Genomic DNA, 20,053 nt, shown 5'->3' with positions numbered 1-20,053 from the left:
AACAAACATGATTACAGTCGCTCCACAAGTAAACCAAGCTAACAAAAGCTTGAAGTTAGACTTAGAAAACTTAACTGATGACCAAAAAGCGTTAGAGATTAAGGACCTTGATCTTTACTATGGTGAAAAGCAAGCGCTTAGCAAAGTAAATATGAATATCCCGAAAGGCCAAGTTACGGCGTTTATCGGCCCGTCGGGTTGTGGTAAATCAACGCTATTGCGTTGTATTAACCGCATGAACGATTTAGTTGATGTGTGTCGTATTGAAGGTGAAATATTACTTCACGGCCAAAACATTTACGATAAAAGTGTAGATGTAGCCGCGCTTCGTCGTAACGTGGGTATGGTGTTTCAGCGTCCTAACCCATTTCCTAAATCAATTTATGAAAATGTGGTTTATGGCCTACGCTTACAAGGTATTAAAGAAAAGCGTAAGCTAGATGAAGTGGTAGAACAATCACTTCGCGGTGCGGCTTTATGGGATGAAGTAAAAGACAGATTACACGATAGTGCATTTGGTCTATCGGGTGGTCAGCAACAGCGTTTAGTTATTGCCCGTTCAATTGCGATTGAACCTGAAGTACTATTACTTGATGAACCAACATCGGCACTTGACCCAATTTCTACTTTGGTTATTGAAGAGCTAATTAACGATTTAAAGAACAAATTTACCGTTGTTATTGTGACACATAACATGCAACAAGCAGCGCGTGTATCTGATCAAACGGCCTTTATGTACATGGGCGAGTTGATTGAATACTCAGACACAAATACCTTATTTACAACGCCAAGCAAAAAGAAAACGGAAGACTACATTACAGGCCGTTACGGCTAGTCATATACGTTTTAGTGTTGTAAACGAATTTAAGAGAAGGTAATTATGGAACATAATATAAATAAGCATATTTCTGGGCGCTTTAACCAAGAGCTAGAAAATGTTCGTAACCATGTACTTAACATGGGTGGCCTAGTTGAGCAGCAGCTAAGCAGTGCATTAGATGCAGTAAGTCGCAATGATGCTGAACTGGCACAAAAAGTACGCCAGAACGATTACAAAGTAAATGCGATGGAAGTTAGCATTGATGATGAATGTACGCGTATTATTGCTCGTCGTCAGCCTGCAGCGAGCGATTTACGCTTAGTAATAGCCATTGCAAAAACGATTGCCGATTTAGAGCGCATTGGCGATGAAGCAGAGCGCATTGCTAAAGTTGCACTTGATTCATTTACTAAAGATCAGCAAGATTTATTAGTGAATATTGAAAACATGGGTCGCCAAGTTTTAAAAATGCTACACGATGTACTTGATGCGTTTGCGCGTATGGATGTACAACGCGCCTTTGAAGTACATAAAGAAGATGCAAAAGTTGACCGTGAATATGAAGCAATCACGCGTCAAATTATGACTTACATGATGGAAGACCCACGCTCAATTCCTAAAATTATGGATTTAGTGTGGTCTGTACGTTCATTAGAGCGTATTGGCGACCGTTGCCAAAATATTGCGGAATACATTATTTATTTTGTAAACGGCAAAGATATTCGTCATACATCTCAAGAAGATATAGAAAAATCGTTGTAGGTTTTTATCTATCATTCTTTTTTATTAAAGCGGCTTAGTGCCGCTTTATGCATTGTTAGCCATGATGAAATAATAAAAAGCGTTCACAATCGCGGCTAATACTGTAAAATTCATGCTGCAAAGCATATCAATTTGATTAAAGGGTCAGTTATGCCTACAAACGCGTTTTTAGGAGTATTTGCAAAATCTCCTATCAAACCAATGGAAGAACACATCAAGAAGGTTCATCAAGCAAGTAAAGCCTTGATACCTTTTTTTAATCACGTATTTAAAGAAGAGTGGCAGCAAGCAGAAGAGCTTCGCTTAACTATTCGTAATTTAGAGCGTGAAGCTGATGATATGAAAAGAGATATACGCTTACAATTACCGCGTGGTTTATTCATGCCGGTAGAGCGTACAGATCTGCTCGAACTCGTAACTCAACAAGATAAAATAGCAAATAAGGCTAAAGACATTGCAGGGCGCGTAATTGGCCGTGAAATGACAATTCCTAGCGCTATGCAAGCAGACTTTTTAGCTTATCTAACACGTTGTGTTGATGCGACTAAACAAGCATCAAAAGCAATTAATGAGTTAGAAGAATTGTTAGAAACGGGCTTTAAAGGTCGCGAGGTGACTTTAGTAGAAAAAATGCTCGTAGAATTGGATGCCATAGAACAAGACACGGATGAAATGCAAATTAAAGTACGCCGCCAACTACGCGATGTAGAAAGCGAGCTAAACCCAATTGATGTTATGTTTTTATACAAAATAATTGAATGGGTTGGCGAACTTGCAGATATTGCAGAGCGCGTAGGATCACGTCTTGAGCTGATGCTAGCTCGTTAATTTATAAAAATCAGTTCAAACGAAAGATTAAGGTTACACAATGGATATCATTGCATCTTACGGCACGGTATTAGTTTTAATTGCCGCAGCAGTCGGCTTTTTTATGGCTTATGGTATTGGCGCGAACGACGTTGCTAATGCGATGGGTACTTCGGTAGGTTCAAAAGCGTTAACAATTAAACAAGCAATTATTATTGCTATGATTTTTGAATTTGCTGGTGCTTACTTAGCAGGTGGTGAGGTTACATCAACAATCCGTAAAGGTATTATTGATGCTGCGCCTTTTGCTGCTCTCCCTGATTTAATGGTTTTAGGTATGATCTCTGCACTTTTTGCAGCGGGTACTTGGCTATTAATTGCCTCATTTTTAGGTTGGCCTGTTTCAACAACTCACTCAATTATTGGTGCAATCATTGGTTTTGCATTAGTTGCAGTGGGTACAGAGGCTATTCAATGGAATAAAGTAGGTGGTATTGTAGGTAGCTGGATTATTACACCTGCTATTTCGGGCTTTATTGCTTACTTAATCTTTATGAGTGCGCAAAAGCTTATTTTTGATACTGATGCACCACTTAAAAACGCAAAACGTTTTGTACCTTTGTACATGGGTTTAGCGGGCTTTATTATGGCGCTAGTAACAATCAAAAAAGGCTTAAAGCATATAGGTATTAACCTAGGCGCTACTGAAGGTTATTTAATTGCAATAGCGATTGCTGTGATTGTAGCTATTATTGGTAAAATTGCGATTTCACGTTTAAATATCGACCCTAAAGCCGATAAACAAATGCAATTTAATAACGTAGAAAAAGTATTTGCGGTATTAATGGTATTAACAGCGTGTTGTATGGCGTTTGCGCATGGCTCAAACGATGTAGCGAATGCAATTGGGCCACTTGCTGCGGTTGTGAACATTGTTGAAAGCAACGGTGAAATTGCTAAAAAAGCGGCTATTGCTTGGTGGATTTTACCACTAGGTGGTTTTGGTATTGTTGCCGGTCTTGCTATTTTAGGTAAAAAGGTAATTAAAACGATAGGTGAAGGTATTACTCACTTAACGCCTAGCCGTGGCTTTGCTGCCGAATTAGCTGCTGCGTCTACCGTTGTTATTGCATCAGGTACAGGTATGCCAATTTCTACTACACAAACCTTAGTTGGTGCGGTATTAGGTGTAGGTATGGCACGTGGTATTGCTGCACTTAACATGGGTGTTATCAGAAACATTGTAGTTTCTTGGGTAATTACATTGCCAGTTGGCGCTGCCCTTGCTATTGTTATTTTCTACGTACTAAGAACCGCGTTTGGGGTTTAACAAAAAAGTACTCAAAGACTTTTAGCTTGAAAAGATCTCAACGCCCTAGGTGTTGGGGTCTTTTTATTTGTGGAAAGAAAAAATGACCAACCTACCAAGTATTAAACAGCTACAGTATTTATTAGCTGTACATCAGCACCAGCATTTTGGCCGTGCAGCAAGTGCGTGCTTTATTGGGCAATCTACTTTAAGCAGTGCAATTCAAAACCTTGAAGAAACACTCGGTTGTCAGCTAATTGAGCGAGAAAATCGCAGCCTTATGTTTACCAGTATTGGTGAAGAGGTCGTTGAGCGCTCTCGTAAAATTATTAACGATACAATTAGTTTAAAAGAGCTAACCAAAAGCTTTTTAACGCCACTCAGTGGTAAGTTAGTGGTAGGGGTTATACCCACTATCGCCAGCTTTATAGCGGCGCCTTTGTATCACTTCTGTAAGCAAACCTTTTGTGATTTAGAGTTGGTACTTGTTGAAGATACCAGCGACAAGTTATTAGATAAGCTTGAACACGGCCATATTGATTTAGCCTTATTAGCCTTACCGTACCAAACGGAGAAGTTTCATACTCAAGTATTGGCTAAAGATCACTTTAGTTTAGTGCACCATAAAGATTACAGCCCTGCTAAAGGCGTTGAAGACTTTAACTTGCTACCCGATGCTAGTGTGTTTTTATTAGAGCGAGAGCATTGTATGACGGGGCATGCATTGAGTGCGTGTCATCTAAACCGCTCAAGCTGTATTAACCCTTTTGAAGCTGCAAGCTTACATACCTTATTAAGCATGGTAGAGCATCAGTTAGGGGTTACATTTTTACCGCAAATGGCGATTAATGCGGGCATTCTTAAAGATAAAAACATGATAGCAACCCCATCGCAAGGCGATGCCTACAGAGATATAGGCATACTGTGGCGTAAAACCACAGGAAGAATTCGCGACTTTAAGTTATTCAGCCAGCAGCTAGAAGTGTTTTTGGCTCGCCAATGTAGTTTAGACTTTGAGAGTTAAGCCTATTTACCTTAAGGTTAAAGTGCAGCAGTAATATGTTGCTTTTGGTAAACAAGGTTTGTGCAGTGTGGTTATTGGCCACTATTAAGCATTCGCGTAGCATAAACAAAACAGCAGCCTACAAGGGCTGCTGTTTGCTATGTGTTTGGCTTTCAAAGGGTTCGAGTTCGGGTAGGAAAAGCAAGTAAATCCAAACCACTACATTAAAATAAGGGAGTAGGCCTAAAGTAGCAAATACGCCTACTGGGTAGCCCTTTAGCTGCGCGTACCGATAGCACTGATACGCAATTACACAATGTATTACGAGAAGTAAAATAATCAACTGCGCCATACCTTCCTCCTTAAACCTGACAAGCTTTAACCTCTATGTAATTGCTAGTCATGTATGCTTATAGGTAATGTCATGTTTTTATTGTTAAATCATCAAAATAACAAGACATTTGCTAAGTGGTACGTAAAGTATAGGCAATAAGTGCAATAATGATAGTAATAAAATGCTTAAAACTGTTTAAAAATGTTTAGCTGGCGCTAGTGTGTTGTTGGATAAAAGGTTTCTTCTGGTAAATAATTTTAAGCGTCGATTGTACTTTTTCTACAGGCACAGGACGGGCAATAAAATAGCCTTGTCCGTAGTCAACACCAATCTCTTTTAGTGCAAAAAATATCTCTTCGCTTTCTACGTACTCTGCCACAGAGCGCTTATCAAGGGAGCGGCTTATATCGTTAATGGCCTTAACCAGTGCTAAGTCAATGGGGTCGTTAATCATGTCGCGTACAAACGAGCCATCTATTTTTACATGCTGTGCAGGTAACTGTTTTAAATAGTTAAATGTACTAAAGCCTGTACCAAAATCATCAATAGAAAAATGACAGCCTAAACTGTTTAGCTTTTCTATCATTTTGCGGGTGGCTTTTAAATTGTTAACTGAGGCTGACTCGGTAATTTCAAAAATAATACGCGAAGGCGGTACGTGGTATTTTTCTAGGCTCGATTCTATATGTGGCACTAAGCGCTCATCTAAAAACGACTGAGCAGAAAGGTTAATAGCCACTTGGTTTAAATCTGGGTGTTCAGCCACGCTAGCAATGGCATTGCGAATAACACATTGGTCCATTAAAAAGGTGTCGTTTAGCAGCTCAAGAGAGGGAATAAATTGATTAGGGAAAATAAGTTTATCGTCTACTTTTAAACGCAGTAACGCTTCAAAATAAGCCACTTTATTGGCTTTAAAGTCCCATATTGGCTGATAGTGCAGCTCTACGTTATCTTGCTGAAGTGCTTGTCGAATCTCATGCCCCCACTCAAGCCCGGTTTGCAAGGTGTTATTTTGCGCATCTTCTTTTGAGTAGCAGTGCACTAGGTTACGGCCTAAACTTTTAGCAATATATAAGGCTATATCGGCTTGCTTGAGGCACTCACTCGGGTCGCAATTTTTAGCCGTTATTTGCGTTAAGCCAACAGAGCAGCTAATTGAATACACTTGGTCTTCAGATTTAAACTCGTGCTGTTCAATCGCGCTACAAATACTTTCTGCAATTAGGTGAGCGTCAAGCAGCTGCGTATTTTTTAAAATAACAGCAAATTCGTCACCGCCTATTCTACACACTAAATGCTTAGCGCTAATGTTTGCTTCAAATAATTGAGCTACATCTTTTAGTACAATGTCGCCTTGTTGGTGGCCTTTGCTGTCGTTAATTATTTTAAAATGATCTAAATCGATGTAAATAAGCGCGTGCTCTACATCACCATAGGTGTGCTTGGTTTGGCATATTTTATTGAGTTGTTGATCAAAATAATAACGATTATGTAAACCTGTTAGCGTATCGTGCAGGGCTAAGTGGCGCAGCTTTAATTCAGCTTGTTTACGCTCGTGTATGTTGTCGATTGTGGCAGTAATGGTGGCATTATTACGGCTGTTTTTTATTAGCTGTAAGCGGCATTCCACCCAAATCTGATTGCCATTTTTATGATTAAGTTGAATCTCGACTTGCTGCTGGTGCATGCCGCCATTAAGAATATCGTTAATGGTCGTATTTAGTTTTACTTGGCACTCATCAGAGCAATAATCGATTAATGATTTTTGCAAAGACGATTTAACCCCAAAGCCACTTAGTGTTTCCCAAGCAGGATTGATAAAGCGAATTTTACCTTGTTGGTCGAGCTCTAAAACCACCGTATTTAAATGCAGCAAAATGCGTTGGTGCGCTGAAAAAAGCTCTTTGTAGCGTACTTCGCTAATACTTAACTGTTCAACCTTTTGGGCAAACTCAGCATAACTAACCATAAAGTCTTCACGGCGCGCAGCATGGTCACATACTTTATTTAAAAACGACGGGTCATATGGCGCTCTTATAAAGTCGGTAACGCCGGATAGCAGCAGCTGCTCTGCATAGTCGGCATCGTTATTATCAATAATAGTTACAATGGCTTGTTTAGGGTTATGTTGCAGTATTTCTTCAACTAAAACACTTGAAGTATCTGCGCGCGACGCGGTTGCATCAAGCAGTACAATGGCAAATTGTTGTTGGTTGTAAGCGTTTAAAGCACTTTGGCTTGAGGTGACATGGGTAATGGCAAAATTGAGCTTAAGTTGCTCCGCTATTTCATCGGCTTTTTGCGCTATTGGCTCAAGCAAGAGTAAATTAAGGCGGCTGCTTTTTTCTAAATGCGTAGACAGAACATTGGCCAGCACCTGCGGCAGCATATCTTGGTGCTCAAAAGGCAGTACGGCATCTATGCCATAACTACGAGCGGTGGTTTCTGCTATACGCTCACAATAAATAGGGGGAATAAGTAAAATAGGGGTGTTTTTAGGTGTTTTAAGTAAGCCTGAGCGGATCATGCGAGAAAAACGCCAACCATCTATTTTCCCCACGCTTAAGCCTGTAATAATCATGTTTACTGGCTGCTTTTTTAACAGAGTGAGTGCATCTAGGCTATCTGCGGCTTCAATAAATTCAAATACGTTTAAGTACTCTAAAGTGGCGCGTATAGTGCGGCGTTCTTCGCTACTTGCGTTTAGAATGAGCAACTTCAGCTTATCTGCCACTTTTTTATAACCCCAAAACTAAACCATCATTATTAAGGACAGTAAGAATAATGATATTTACCAATAAGAACAAGATTATTTAAAGTAGTTACTCAAATGTATCTAAAATAGGGCGAATCCTCTCAACTGTGGTAGATATCTTGAGCTTAGCCGAGGATAGATATACACTTGGCGCGATTTTAATGATGTGGAATACCGACTATGCGCGTGGCTGACTTTAGCTTTGACTTACCTGATGAATTAATTGCTCGTTTTCCTAAACAAGACAGAACCAGCAGCCGTTTACTAACCCTAGATGGCCCAACTGGCAATGTTGAACACAAAGTGTTTAGCGACCTACTTGATTTAGTAAACGAAGGTGACTTATTAGTATTTAATAATACCCGCGTTATTCCTGCTCGTATGTTTGGCCAAAAAGCCTCTGGAGGTAAGGTCGAAGTACTTGTAGAGCGTGTAGTTGATGAACACCGCGTACTTGCCCATGTAAGAGCAAGTAAGTCGTTAAAGCCTGGTAACGAAGTTATTTTAGAAGGCAAAGCAAAAGCGACAATGATTGCGCGTCACGATACGTTATTTGAGCTTGAATTTGATCGTAGCCAAAATGTACTCGATATTCTAAACGACATTGGTCACATGCCTTTACCTCCTTACATTGACCGCCCAGACACCGAAGCTGACCGCGAGCGTTATCAAACCGTTTATGGCGAAAAGCCCGGTGCAGTAGCAGCGCCTACAGCAGGGCTGCATTTTGACGATAAGTTAATGGCGGCACTAAAACAAAAAGGCGTAAACATGGCGTTTGTTACGCTACATGTTGGCGCAGGTACGTTTCAGCCGGTGCGTGTAGAAAGCGTAGATGAGCATGTAATGCACTCTGAATACATTGAAGTACCTGATGAGGTGGTTCACGCTGTTGCTAATACAAAAGCTAACGGTGGGCGTGTTATAGCTGTGGGAACTACTTCTGTACGCTCGTTGGAGTCGGCAGCAAAAGTACACGGCGGTAAATTAGAGAGCTATTTTGGCGATACCGATATTTTTATTTTTCCGGGTTATCAGTTTAATGTAGTTGATGCCATGGTGACTAACTTTCACTTGCCTGAATCAACCCTCATAATGCTAGTAAGTGCCTTTAGCGGCCAAGATAACATTATGGGCGCGTACAACACGGCTATAGAACAAAAGTACCGCTTTTTTAGCTACGGCGATGCGATGTTTTTAACACGTAAATAAGCACGTTTTTATCCGGTACCGTTTTTAAAAGCCCAGCTCGCACGCTGGGTTTTTATTTGCCTGCGCTAATACGCAGTGAATTTAGCGCAGCTAATAGTAATAACGGGGCAAAAAGGGTAGAATCGAGCGGTTAAATTATAGCTTGTTGGACTGTTTTTCCGACATTGAGGATGATATGAAATTTGAATTAGACCGCACCGACGGAAAAGCGCGCCGCGGCCGCTTGATTTTTGACCGTGGTGTAATAGAAACGCCTGCATTTATGCCAGTAGGTACTTACGGTACTGTTAAGGGCATGACCCCAGATGAAGTTAAAGCCACAGGGGCACAAATTTGTTTGGGTAACACCTTTCATTTAATGCTACGTCCAGGTACTGAAATCATTAAACAACACGGTGATTTACACGACTTTATGAATTGGGACTTTCCAATTTTAACCGACTCAGGTGGTTTCCAAGTATTTAGCCTTGGTGCTATGCGTAAAATTACCGAAGAAGGCGTGTTGTTCCAATCGCCGGTAAATGGTGACCAAATTATGATGTCGCCTGAAAAATCAATGGAAGTACAGCGTGATTTAGGCTCAGATATCGTCATGATTTTTGACGAATGTACGCCATACCCTGCCACCGAAAAAGAAGCAAAAGACTCAATGGAGCTATCGCTTCGTTGGGCTAAGCGCTCTAAAGAAGGCCACGGCGATAACCCATCAGCCTTATTTGGTATTATTCAAGGTGGTATGTACCCAGAGTTACGTGCACAATCACAAAAAGGCCTAGAAGAAATTGGCTTTGATGGTTACGCATTAGGCGGCCTATCGGTTGGTGAGCCTAAAAACGAAATGATGAATATTCTTGATCATTGTGCGTACAAAATGCCAGAAGACAAACCGCGCTACTTAATGGGTGTAGGTAAACCTGAAGACTTAGTTGAGTCTGTACGCCGTGGTATTGACATGTTTGACTGTGTAATGCCTACCCGTAATGCACGTAATGGTCATTTATTTATTACCACAGGTACAATTAAAATTCGTAACGCAGTACATAAAACAGACACTGGCCCACTTGATCCTGAGTGTGATTGTCATACCTGTAAAAATTATTCGCGTGCTTATTTGCATCACCTTGATAAATGTAACGAAATTTTAGGCGCACGACTAAACACAATTCATAACTTACGTTACTATCAGCGTGTTATGGAAGGCCTACGCAATGCAATTAGCGAAGGTAAACTAGAAGAATTTGTTAGTGATTTTTATGCTCGCCGTGGCCAAGACGTGCCAGAGCTTGCAGATATAAATTAAAATTTAAAAATATAGAGGAAGTATTATGAGTTTATTTATTTCAAACGCACACGCCGCTGCTGGTCAACCTGCTGCAAGTGGTGGCTGGGAAATGCTAATTATGTTAGCTATTTTCGGTTTAGTTTTTTACTTTTTAATTTACCGCCCACAAGCTAAGCGTGTTAAAGAGCACAAAAGCCTTATGAGCGCGATGGCTAAAGGTGATGAAGTACTTACCCAAGGCGGTTTAGTAGGTAAAATAGTTAAAATTACTGAAGATAAAGATTTCATCGTGATTTCTTTAAATGAGCAAGCTGAAGTAACAGTACAAAAATCGGCAGTATCTGCTGTATTGCCTAAAGGCACAATGAAGTCACTATAAAAATAAAAAGGACATGCCTGTGTTAAACAAGTTTCCAATTTGGAAGTATTTACTTGTTTTAGCTGTGGTAGCCATTGGCCTTTTATATGCTTCTCCAAACTTGTATGGCCGCGATCCGGCCATACAGGTTTCGGGGGCAAAAGGCGCAGATGTCGATCTCAGTGTAGTAGACAAAGTAAACGCAACCCTCAAACAACATAATGTAACAGCTAAGTCTACCGTGCTTGAAGGCGGCCAAGTATTAGTACGTTTTAAAAATGTTGAAGAACAGCTAAAAGCGCAAGACTTACTGCGTAATTCTCTTAGCGACGATTATATCTCTGCTATTAATATGGCACCTGCGCAACCTGCATGGTTAAAATCATTGGGTGGTAACCCTATGAAGCTAGGTCTTGATTTAAGTGGTGGTGTTCACTTCACCATGGAAATCGACATGGCAACCGCGGTAGATAATCAGCTAGAGCAAATGGAACAAGATTTTCGTAGCGACCTACGCGAAGAAAAACTTCGTTACCGTAGTGTTCGCCGCGTAGCGGGCTCTGAGCGTATGCGTGTAGAAATGCGTACAGAAGAAGATAAAGAAGCGGCTGAACGCTTTTTAGCATCGCGCTACCCACTAAACGTATACATTGATGATAGCAGTAACGATCGCGCATTTTTTGCTACTATGAGTGAGCAAAAGCTTAAAGAAATACGTGACTACGCTATTAAGCAAAACGAAACCATTATTCGTAATCGTATTAACCAAATTGGTGTTGCAGAGCCTAACGTACAGCGCCAAGGTGCTGAGCGCATTATTGTGCAACTACCAGGTGTACAAGATACAGCACGCGCTAAAGAAATTTTAGGTGCAACGGCCACGCTTGAATTTCGTGAAGTAGACGAAAACGCAGACCCAAGTGCAGCTGCTCAAGGGCGTATTCCTGCGGGCACAGAAATGATCATGAGCCGTGATGGCTACCCTGTGGTACTTAAAAAACGTGTCATTCTTGAAGGTAGCCATATCACTGGTGCGCAATCAGGAAACGACGAATACCAGCGCCCACAAGTAAGCATTACCTTAGATAGCAAAGGCGGGGCAAAAATGAATGCCTTTACCAAGCGTGCTATTGGTAAGCGCATGGCAACGGTATTTATTGAATACAAGCCATCGGGTAAAAAAGATGCTGACGGTAAAGCACTTCCACCTATTAAGGTAGAAGAGGTTATTAACGTTGCGACTATTCAGGCTCGTCTTGACCGCTCATTCCGTATTACAGGTATTGATAACCCAGCCGAAGCCCACAACTTAAGCTTACTATTACGCGCCGGTGCATTAGTAGCGCCAATTCAAATTGTTGAAGAGCGCACAGTAGGCCCAAGCTTAGGTCAAGAAAACATTGAAGCTGGTATGACAGCGGTAGCCCTTGGCTTTGCGTTTGTACTTGCCTTTATGCTTATTTACTACAAAGGGTTTGGTTTAGTTGCCAACATTGCACTAGCAGCTAACTTAGTGCTTATTGTAGGTGTAATGTCGTTAATTCCAGGCGCCACATTAACGCTGCCAGGTATTGCCGGTATTGTATTAACAGTGGGTATGGCGGTTGATGCTAACGTACTTATTTTTGAGCGTATTCGTGAAGAGCTGGCCGATGGCCGTAGCCCTCAGCAAGCCGTTCATTTTGGTTACGATAGCGCCTTTAGTACTATTTTTGATGCCAATATTACCACCTTAATTGCTGCGGTTATTTTATTTGCAGTAGGCACTGGCCCTATTGCAGGTTTTGCCGTAACACTCGCAATTGGTATTTTAACTTCAATGTTTACAGCCATAGTTGGTACCCGTGCGGTAATTAACTTATTTATTGGTGGTAAGCGCATTGATAAACTTTCAATTTAAGGAGCGGACATGCAAATTTTAAGTTTGGGTGGTAAAACCCTACGTTTCATGTCACTTCGTAAAGTGGCAATGGGTTTTTCTACGCTATTAATTTTAGCGTCGTTTGCCTCAATTTTTATCAAAGGTTTAAACTTTGGTTTAGATTTTACTGGCGGTACCGCTGTAGAGGTTGGTTTTTCGCAACCTGCAGATTTGAAAAAAGTACGCTCAGTATTAGCTGAAAACGGGTTTGCCGATGCTTCAGTGCAGCTGTTTGGTTCTAGCCAAGATATTTTGGTTCGTTTAGCGCCGCGTGGCAGTGAAGTAAAAGCCGAAGTTATTGGTAACCAAGTTATTACTGCCTTGAAGCAAGCTGATGAGAGCGTAGTAATGCGCCGCATTGAGTTTGTAGGCCCAAGCGTAGGGGAAGACTTAAAAGAGCAGGGTGGCCTTGCCATGTTAACTGCGCTTATTTGTATTTTGATTTACGTGGCATTTCGCTTTGAGTGGCGTTTTGCTGTGGGCGCGGTAGGTGCACTACTACACGATGTAATTATTACAGTGGGTTTGTTTTCTGTATTAGGGTTAGAGTTTGACTTAACTATTTTAGCGGCAATATTGGCGGTAATTGGTTACTCACTTAACGATACTATTGTTGTATCTGACCGTATTCGTGAAAACTTCCGTAAAGTACGCATAGACGACACTATCGAAATTATCGACATGTCGTTAACGCAAACACTTAACCGTACACTTGTAACGTCAATCACCACTATTTTGGTATTGATTGCGCTATTTATGTGGGGCGGACAAACCATTCATGGCTTTGCTACAGCCCTGTTATTTGGTGTGTTCATTGGTACTTATTCTTCAGTTTACGTTGCAAGCTCGGTAGCTATTACCATGGGCGTAAGTAAAGAAGATTTAATACCAGAGGTAATTGAAAAAGAAGGCGCAGACCTAGACGCATTGCCGTAATAGAGTTAACGCTAAATAAAACCGCTCAATTGAGCGGTTTTTTATTGCGCGCGGTTTTATAGAGCTTGGTTGCCTTTAAGGCTGAACTTAAAGCCTTGAGCCGGTTATATAACTAGGCCATTACAATAACGTATGAATAGTTAACAGTATATTAGGCTATAAACTTAGCGCTTAGATTGTACCGCCCCTAAATTGAGCAAATTTAATCCTGAATAGTCAATAGCCGCTAATGCCATAAAATTGTCATACAGGCTTGCTACTTTAATGCCCCTATTAAACGACAATCAGGTTTTGCAGTGACGATGCAGCGCAAAGTACTAGAGTACATTTTAAGTAACGGTGAAATAACCACGTTATTTCAGCCTATTTTTGATATAGCTAATCAAACAATTATAGGTTACGAAGCGCTAAGTCGAGGGCCTAAAAACAGCCCTTTGGAAATGCCTAACCGACTGTTTGAAGCGGCCAGTGAACACGCTTTAATTTCAGAGCTTGAGCTATTATGCCGCTCAAAAGCAATTGAAAACTTTGTAAAGCTTAATCTAAACGGTAAGTTATTTTTAAATGTAAGCCCTAAAACCTTGCTCGACCCTTGCCACCCAAAAGGTGAAACCTTGCACTTAATAGAGCAGTTTGGTTTAGCAGCAAACCGCGTGGTGATTGAGGTAACAGAGCAAGAAAAGGTCGACGATGGTTTTTTATTATTAAAAACAATTGCACACTACCGCGAGCTGGGTTTTACCATTGCCATTGACGATTTAGGTGCTGGTTACTCGGGCTTAAAACAGTGGTCTGAACTATGCCCCGACTTTGTAAAAATCGACCGTTACTTTATTGATCATTGCGATGAAAGCGAAGTTAAAAAAGAGTTTTTAAAATCGATTACGGTACTAGCAAAAGCAACAAACACCGCAGTAATAGCCGAAGGCATAGAAAGAGTAGAAGAGCTTGCCTATGTTGAAAGCTTAGGCATAGCAAACGTACAAGGTTTTTTACTGGAAAAACCAAACTCAAATCCAAGCCTTGATTACAGCTCAGAGCAATTACAAGCATTAAACTTTAAACAGCCAAGCAATACGTTTGATCAATCAATGGCGATTGGCTGGCTTGCTGTTACACAAGAAGCAATAGACAGCGAAACCCGTTGTAAAGACGCCCACAAGCTATTCGAAAAAGACAAAGCTGTGATGAGCCTAGCGGTTTTAAATAAAGCCGGCCAGCCGGTTGGGCTACTGCATAAAGATCAGCTCACTGAGGTGTTTGCTGCGCCCTATGGCCATGCACTTTACGACAAGTGCCCCGTAACCGACTTTATGGATAAACAACCTTTAGTGGTGGATGAAAACCAACTTCTTGATACCGTGAGTCAGCAAATTACAGAGCAAGACTTTGATATTCGCCGCCATATTGTGATCACCCGAAACAAACGTTACCTAGGGCTTGCCCCATTGCGTGATATTTTAAAGCACATAACAGAAGAAAAAATTCGTCACGCCCAGCATGCTAACCCACTCACCATGCTCCCTGGTAATGTAGCGATTAATGAGGCAATAGAGCAAAGGTTACGCTCACAAAGTGCGTTTTCGCTTGCCTATATAGATCTTAATCACTTTAAGCAGTTCAATGATTTATACGGCTATGCCAGTGGCGATAGTGTGATTAAATTATTGGCAGATGTAACCGTGCAAGCATGCGAAAACAGTGCTAACTTTGTAGGGCATATAGGTGGTGATGACTTTATGGTTGTGTTTGACCAATCAGATGCTGTGTATATTTGTAATACCATAATTGAGCAGTTTGAACTGCAATCACGCACTTTTTTTACGCCTGAGCACATTAAGAGCAAAGGTTACTGGGCTACAAATCGTGAGGGAGAAAAGCAATTTGTACCTTTACTTACGTTATCAATTGGCCTTGTGGAGCCCGACTTACAAGAATGTAAAAACAGCCATCAAGTTGCAGCACTTGCAACAGATGCTAAAAAAGAGGCTAAGCGATATCGCCATAGTTATTTGTTTATTTGTAAGCGCAGAAAGCCTGCGCCTGCCGTAGTGCGCTTAGCACCAGAGAATAAACAGGTGGTATAAAAAATAGGTAATTATTATGTTGCCATTAAAAGTAGTTGTTGGTGGGTTTGCTTTATTTGCGGTTAGTTTTTTTGTGCAAGGGGTAGAGATTGTTAATGTTGCTCAAAAGCAAAGTGTGCAAAATGCCCGTGAAGAATACCTAAGTGAGCTATTAACACGAGCCCTAGAGCGGGCTAATTACCCTGTAGACATAAAAATGCAGCCAGTGAGCTTACAGCAACAGCGTGACCTGATTGAGCTAGATAAAACAGAGTTAGATGTTTATTGGAGCATGAGCAGCCCAGAACGAGAGGCACGGGCAATAGCCGTTAAAGTCCCGCTATTTAAAGGCTTTATAGGCAAGCGCGTTTTATTAACCAGTAAAAAAAATGTCGAAAAATTTAAAGGCATTACCACTTTAGCGCAATTAAGTGAGCTCTCGGCAGTGCAAGGGCATGATTGGCCAGATACAAAAATAATGGCCTATAACGGCTTACATGTAAGGCCGCTGAGTAACTATCAAGCTATGTTTACGCTCACTAGCCGGGGCAGAATCGATTACTTTCCTCGCTCATTTATCGAAGTTAATTCTGAGCTTGTTGCCAATGCGCAGAGTAACTTAGTTATTGTGCCTAATTTATTTATTAGTTATCCCACCGGTATTTATTATTTTGTTGTAAGTAGTAAGCCAGCTTTAGCGCAAGCCATAGAGCTTGGGTTGCAAAACATGCAAAACAGCGGAGAGTTTGATGCGTTATTTGATGAGTATTTTGCAAAAGACATAAACTCTCTCCCTTTCACAAAAGGTTATACCACGGAGCTAAAGCTCGATAACCCTTACTTTTAAAACAAAAAAGGAGCCATAGGCTCCTTTTTTATAATAGGGTTACATGCACTTTATTAGCGAAGTAACGCTTCAGGTAATACAGGGCGAATTTCACGGATAATTGCTTGCGTAAGCTTAGGTGCACCACAAATAATGTTACCGCTATTGTTGTAGTTAACGCCACCTGAAAAATCAACAACCATGCCGCCAGCTTCTTTTACAAGTAACTCGCCTGCTGCTGTGTCCCATGGTTTTAAACCAATTTCAAAAAAGCCATCAACACGGCCCGCAGCTACATATGCCATATCTAGCGCTGCAGAACCTGCACGACGAATATCAGCAGTTTGTGTAAACAATGCTTTAAACGCGTCTGTGTATGCATCTAAGTGGTGTTTTTGTTTGAAAGGGAAGCCTGTTGCTAAAATTGAACCAGCTAATTCTACGGTTTTAGTAACGCGTAAACGCTTGCTGTTTAGCTGTGCGCCTTGACCACGAGATGCAGTGAAAAGCTCACCACGAATTGGATCGTAAATTACAGCTTGGTCTAAACGACCTTTTACTTTAAGTGCGATAGAAACCGCGAAATGAGGGATACCCTTGATGAAGTTAGTTGTGCCATCAAGCGGGTCAACAATCCATTGGTAATCTGCATCTTTGCCTTTGTGCTCACCTAGTTCTTCACCAACAATGCAGTGATCAGGGTAAGATTTTAAAATTGTATCACGAATTACGGCTTCGGCTTCTTTATCAATGTTAGTCACTAAGTCGTTAGTGCCTTTTTGTTGAATTTCAACTTTTGATAAATCTTCACTTGCGCGAAGTAAAATTTTGCCTGCGTTGCGCGCAGCGCGAACCGCAATGTTTAACATTGGATGCATGGTATTACCTTTGGGTTGTAAAAGAACGTTTATATATTTAAGCCGGCGTATTTTAGCGACTTTTGCCATAAAGTAAACAATAAACCCTAAATACTTTTGTGCGTTTTTTGTACGGCCTTGAAATGCATGTAAATTTATTCGTATCTAAGACATGTTGGCGTGTATGGATTGAAATTTGTTCAACCAAAGGGCAACTTAATCACAGCCATGAAGCAAAGCTTCCGCGTCCTGCTCACGCCCCTTACCTACATCCATGTAGGCAAAGCTTCTGCGTCCTGCTCACGCCCCTTACCTACATCCATGTAGGCAAAGCTTCTGCGTCCTGCTCACACCCCTTACCTACATCCATGTAGGCAAAGCTTCCGCGTCCTGCTAACAAACATACTGTTGTAAAAATTAATCTTACAAGGGCAGTACACGCCAATAATACTAAAAAGTAAAAAAAGTGCTTTACCTAAAGTTAACTTGAGGTTTTATCTTGTGTTTAAGCAATCAACTAGGGTAAATAATAATGAAATTAGAACACGTACATTTAGTAGTAAACGATATAAATGCCATGCTTAAATTTTACCAAGCAGCCTTTCCTTATTGGTCTATTAGAAGTGAAGGGCATAACACCTGGTATGGCAAACCTAAGCGCTGGGTACATTTTGGCGACGATAATCACTACATTGCTATAAGCGATAATGGCGAGCATAAAAACAGAGATTTGGCAGGGCATCAAGTCGGGCTGGCTCACTTTGCTTACGTTACAAACAACCTAGACGCTGTTATACAGCGCTTAAAACACGCCGGATTTAGCATTGATAAAGAGGGCGCAGAAAACCCATTTAGAAAAAACGTATATTACTTAGACCCAGCAGGGTTCGAGGTTGAGTTTGTGCAGTATATGAGTGACATTCCAAGCGAGCGTAATAACGACTTATAAAATAGGCATAAATAACGGTGTAGAAAAGCGCATAATATGGCTTTTCTACCCATTTGTTTTTACCCGTATTATTTATTACTCACCCCAAGCTGGGCCTTTAAATCATTAGCAAAACTCACAAATTTTTCTTTAATGGTGCGTTTAACTTTTACCTCCACCGAACCTAAAACTGTTTTACCTTCTAGGTTAATTGTGGGGCCTTGGCGCTTATTAAGCGACACCGTTTTGTTTTCAAAACTACCTAATATACAAAACATTTTAGAAACTACATTAACGTGCTCTGGTACGTAAATTTCTTCGCTGCCAAAAATACAATTTACATGCACGGTAACATGTTGGTGGGCAAAAATAGCATCAGTAAAATCTAAAACAATCGACCCCATATAGTTTTGAATGTAAATATCTTTAGGCACCACCCATTGGCCGCTACGCTCGCTTGAGCCTAAAATGCTTCGCAGTGTTAAGTTTTCTTCATCCGCTTGTTGGGCGCTGTAGTTAGGGGCAAATTGCGTTTGCTTTTGAGCACTGTACTGGGTATCTGTAGTAAGGGTTAAATCCTCTACTAAATTAAGTAACGCGATATTATCGATTGCTTCCATTGCACTGTCTAAGCGCCTTTCAAAGGCTTCAGCTGAAATAACGCCATGGCTGTAGTTATAAATAAGTTGGTCTATCACTTGTTCGCGAACTTGCTCTATTGGGCGGTCTTCAATTTTTACAGACATGGGAATAATCCTTTTTATATGAGTTACCACTTTACATAGCAAGTGCTGTACCAAAACTTAACTATTTATATATCAATGGCTTATTATTTTTATAGCGCCGCTTAATTTATTATATTAACGATAGATTAACCAAAACAGCAATATAATCGTTATTTTCACCACTTAAGAAAGTTTTACCTAATAGCCTGTAAATGTTTACTCGGAGGTATTTTTATTTATACCCAATGAAATAGCTAACTCCATGAATTTAAAGTGTTAATAAAGTTGGCCTAAAGCTCGCATACATAAAAGTGTCTTTAATCAAAAGGAGAAAGATTATGAAAACATTCAACAAATCTATGATTGCGGCTTTAGTTCTAGGTACTACAGCTATGGGTGCTCAAGCGGGCACTTGGGAAAATGAAAGTAAAGATGCTTGGATTGATGGTAAGGCAGAAACAGTGCTTCTTATGAACACTAATCTAAACAACTTTGACATTAACACTGATGTAAAAAATGGCAAGGTAGTACTTACAGGTAAAGTAAACAGCGACCTTGATAAAGAGCTAGCTGAAGAACTTGTAATTAGCCTAGATGGCGTATCTGATGTAGAAAACAACCTAACTGTTGTGAAAAACATGGATATGGACGACAAAGATCGTGACACTATGGATGATGACGATAACGACTTAACTGACGCTAAAATCACCACAGTAATTACTACACGTTTCTTATTTGACTCAGAAGTTGACGGTACAGATATCGACGTTGATACCGACAACGGTATAGTAAAACTTAAAGGTTCTGTTGAAACAGAAGCTGAAAAGCAGTTAGCAGTAAAAATTGCTAAAAATGCTGAAGATGTTCGTGACGTAGTAGATGAACTAACTATTGTTGCTGAATAATACACTATACTAAAAAGCCCAGCTTAGCTGGGCTTTTTGCTTGTCATTTTTAAAGGAGCTATATCATGGATATCATTCGTATAATACTGTCGATTTTATTACCGCCACTGGGTGTATTTTTACAAGTTGGTTTAGGTATGCATTTTTGGCTAAATATTTTACTAACTTTACTGGGTTACTTCCCTGGTTTAATTCACGCTATCTACATTATTGCTAAAAAATAATGTGTGGTGTGTTCAATGTG

At 40.6% G+C, this 20,053-nt stretch carries 19 protein-coding genes; 15 read left to right on the top strand and 4 right to left on the bottom strand.

Going from position 1 to position 20,053, the window contains the following annotated elements; genetic code table 11:
* Positions 1–7 precede the first annotated feature (7 nt).
* The 5 genes from pstB (at position 8) to PSI06_RS06745 (ending at position 4,722) form a co-directional block, all read left to right on the top strand.
* Entirely contained in the window at positions 8–835 is an 828-nt protein-coding gene (gene pstB / locus PSI06_RS06765; protein WP_004587622.1) for a phosphate ABC transporter ATP-binding protein PstB, read from the top strand.
* A 45-nt stretch (positions 836–880) separates the two neighbouring features.
* Positions 881–1,582, top strand: a complete 702-nt coding sequence (gene phoU / locus PSI06_RS06760; protein ID WP_004587621.1) for a phosphate signaling complex protein PhoU — start codon at positions 881–883, stop codon at positions 1,580–1,582.
* 150 nt (positions 1,583–1,732) lie between these two features.
* Positions 1,733–2,410, top strand: a complete 678-nt coding sequence (locus PSI06_RS06755) for a TIGR00153 family protein (protein ID WP_004587620.1) — start codon at positions 1,733–1,735, stop codon at positions 2,408–2,410.
* Between the two features lie 40 nt (positions 2,411–2,450).
* On the top strand, positions 2,451–3,719 hold the full coding sequence (locus tag PSI06_RS06750) for an inorganic phosphate transporter (protein WP_024031439.1): 1,269 nt from the start codon (positions 2,451–2,453) through the stop codon (positions 3,717–3,719).
* Positions 3,720–3,801: 82 nt separating this feature from the next.
* Entirely contained in the window at positions 3,802–4,722 is a 921-nt protein-coding gene (locus tag PSI06_RS06745) for a hydrogen peroxide-inducible genes activator (protein WP_004587618.1), read from the top strand.
* Between the two features lie 118 nt (positions 4,723–4,840).
* Here PSI06_RS06745 and PSI06_RS06740 read toward each other — a convergent pair whose 3' ends face one another.
* The gene (locus tag PSI06_RS06740) at positions 4,841–5,053 is read right to left on the bottom strand and encodes a hypothetical protein (protein WP_024031438.1); all 213 of its coding nucleotides are present in this window, start codon (positions 5,051–5,053) and stop codon (positions 4,841–4,843) included.
* A gap of 187 nt (positions 5,054–5,240) precedes the next feature.
* Positions 5,241–7,772 carry an EAL domain-containing protein gene (locus tag PSI06_RS06735; RefSeq protein WP_273603299.1) on the bottom strand — a complete coding sequence of 844 codons (2,532 nt, stop codon included), beginning with the start codon at positions 7,770–7,772 and terminating at the stop codon, positions 5,241–5,243.
* A gap of 201 nt (positions 7,773–7,973) precedes the next feature.
* Here PSI06_RS06735 and queA point away from each other — a divergent pair, with 201 nt between their 5' ends.
* The 7 genes from queA to PSI06_RS06700 all read left to right on the top strand — a co-directional run bounded on the left by queA (position 7,974) and on the right by PSI06_RS06700 (position 16,415).
* Positions 7,974–9,005 carry a tRNA preQ1(34) S-adenosylmethionine ribosyltransferase-isomerase QueA gene (gene queA / locus PSI06_RS06730; protein WP_004587615.1) on the top strand — a complete coding sequence of 344 codons (1,032 nt, stop codon included), beginning with the start codon at positions 7,974–7,976 and terminating at the stop codon, positions 9,003–9,005.
* Positions 9,006–9,180: 175 nt separating this feature from the next.
* Positions 9,181–10,305, top strand: coding sequence for a tRNA guanosine(34) transglycosylase Tgt (gene tgt, locus PSI06_RS06725; RefSeq protein ID WP_004587614.1), 1,125 nt, complete (start codon positions 9,181–9,183; stop codon positions 10,303–10,305).
* 25 nt (positions 10,306–10,330) lie between these two features.
* The gene (gene yajC, locus PSI06_RS06720) at positions 10,331–10,666 is read left to right on the top strand and encodes a preprotein translocase subunit YajC (protein WP_004587613.1); all 336 of its coding nucleotides are present in this window, start codon (positions 10,331–10,333) and stop codon (positions 10,664–10,666) included.
* A gap of 19 nt (positions 10,667–10,685) precedes the next feature.
* Positions 10,686–12,545 carry a protein translocase subunit SecD gene (gene secD, locus PSI06_RS06715; RefSeq protein ID WP_004587612.1) on the top strand — a complete coding sequence of 620 codons (1,860 nt, stop codon included), beginning with the start codon at positions 10,686–10,688 and terminating at the stop codon, positions 12,543–12,545.
* Between the two features lie 9 nt (positions 12,546–12,554).
* Complete coding sequence (gene secF, locus PSI06_RS06710) at positions 12,555–13,502, top strand: protein translocase subunit SecF (protein ID WP_273603300.1); 948 nt, start codon at positions 12,555–12,557, stop codon at positions 13,500–13,502.
* Positions 13,503–13,798: 296 nt separating this feature from the next.
* Positions 13,799–15,589, top strand: coding sequence for a GGDEF domain-containing protein (locus PSI06_RS06705; protein WP_054983266.1), 1,791 nt, complete (start codon positions 13,799–13,801; stop codon positions 15,587–15,589).
* A 16-nt stretch (positions 15,590–15,605) separates the two neighbouring features.
* Positions 15,606–16,415 carry a substrate-binding periplasmic protein gene (locus tag PSI06_RS06700; protein ID WP_004587609.1) on the top strand — a complete coding sequence of 270 codons (810 nt, stop codon included), beginning with the start codon at positions 15,606–15,608 and terminating at the stop codon, positions 16,413–16,415.
* A gap of 53 nt (positions 16,416–16,468) precedes the next feature.
* Here the strand turns inward: PSI06_RS06700 and suhB are convergent, their stop codons facing one another.
* Positions 16,469–17,272, bottom strand: a complete 804-nt coding sequence (gene suhB / locus PSI06_RS06695) for an inositol-1-monophosphatase (RefSeq protein ID WP_273603301.1) — start codon at positions 17,270–17,272, stop codon at positions 16,469–16,471.
* A 511-nt stretch (positions 17,273–17,783) separates the two neighbouring features.
* Between suhB and PSI06_RS06690 the strand changes: the two genes are divergently transcribed.
* Positions 17,784–18,200: a VOC family protein gene (locus tag PSI06_RS06690; RefSeq protein ID WP_004587607.1), complete on the top strand. Its 417-nt coding sequence runs from the start codon at positions 17,784–17,786 to the stop codon at positions 18,198–18,200.
* Positions 18,201–18,268: 68 nt separating this feature from the next.
* Here the strand turns inward: PSI06_RS06690 and PSI06_RS06685 are convergent, their stop codons facing one another.
* Entirely contained in the window at positions 18,269–18,925 is a 657-nt protein-coding gene (locus PSI06_RS06685; protein ID WP_264390658.1) for a cell wall-active antibiotics response protein, read from the bottom strand.
* A gap of 317 nt (positions 18,926–19,242) precedes the next feature.
* Between PSI06_RS06685 and PSI06_RS06680 the strand changes: the two genes are divergently transcribed.
* A complete protein-coding gene (locus PSI06_RS06680; RefSeq protein WP_004587605.1) occupies positions 19,243–19,809 on the top strand; it encodes a BON domain-containing protein in 567 nt (188 codons plus the stop codon).
* Between the two features lie 65 nt (positions 19,810–19,874).
* Positions 19,875–20,033 carry a YqaE/Pmp3 family membrane protein gene (locus tag PSI06_RS06675; RefSeq protein ID WP_004587604.1) on the top strand — a complete coding sequence of 53 codons (159 nt, stop codon included), beginning with the start codon at positions 19,875–19,877 and terminating at the stop codon, positions 20,031–20,033.
* The last annotated feature ends 20 nt before the right edge of the window (positions 20,034–20,053 follow it).

It is taken from the genome of Pseudoalteromonas sp. GABNS16E (assembly GCF_028598715.1).
In the GTDB taxonomy this organism is placed as follows: domain Bacteria; phylum Pseudomonadota; class Gammaproteobacteria; order Enterobacterales; family Alteromonadaceae; genus Pseudoalteromonas; species Pseudoalteromonas atlantica.
The sequence above is the reverse complement of the archived record's forward strand: the minus strand, read 5'-3'. Positions and strand labels throughout refer to the sequence as shown.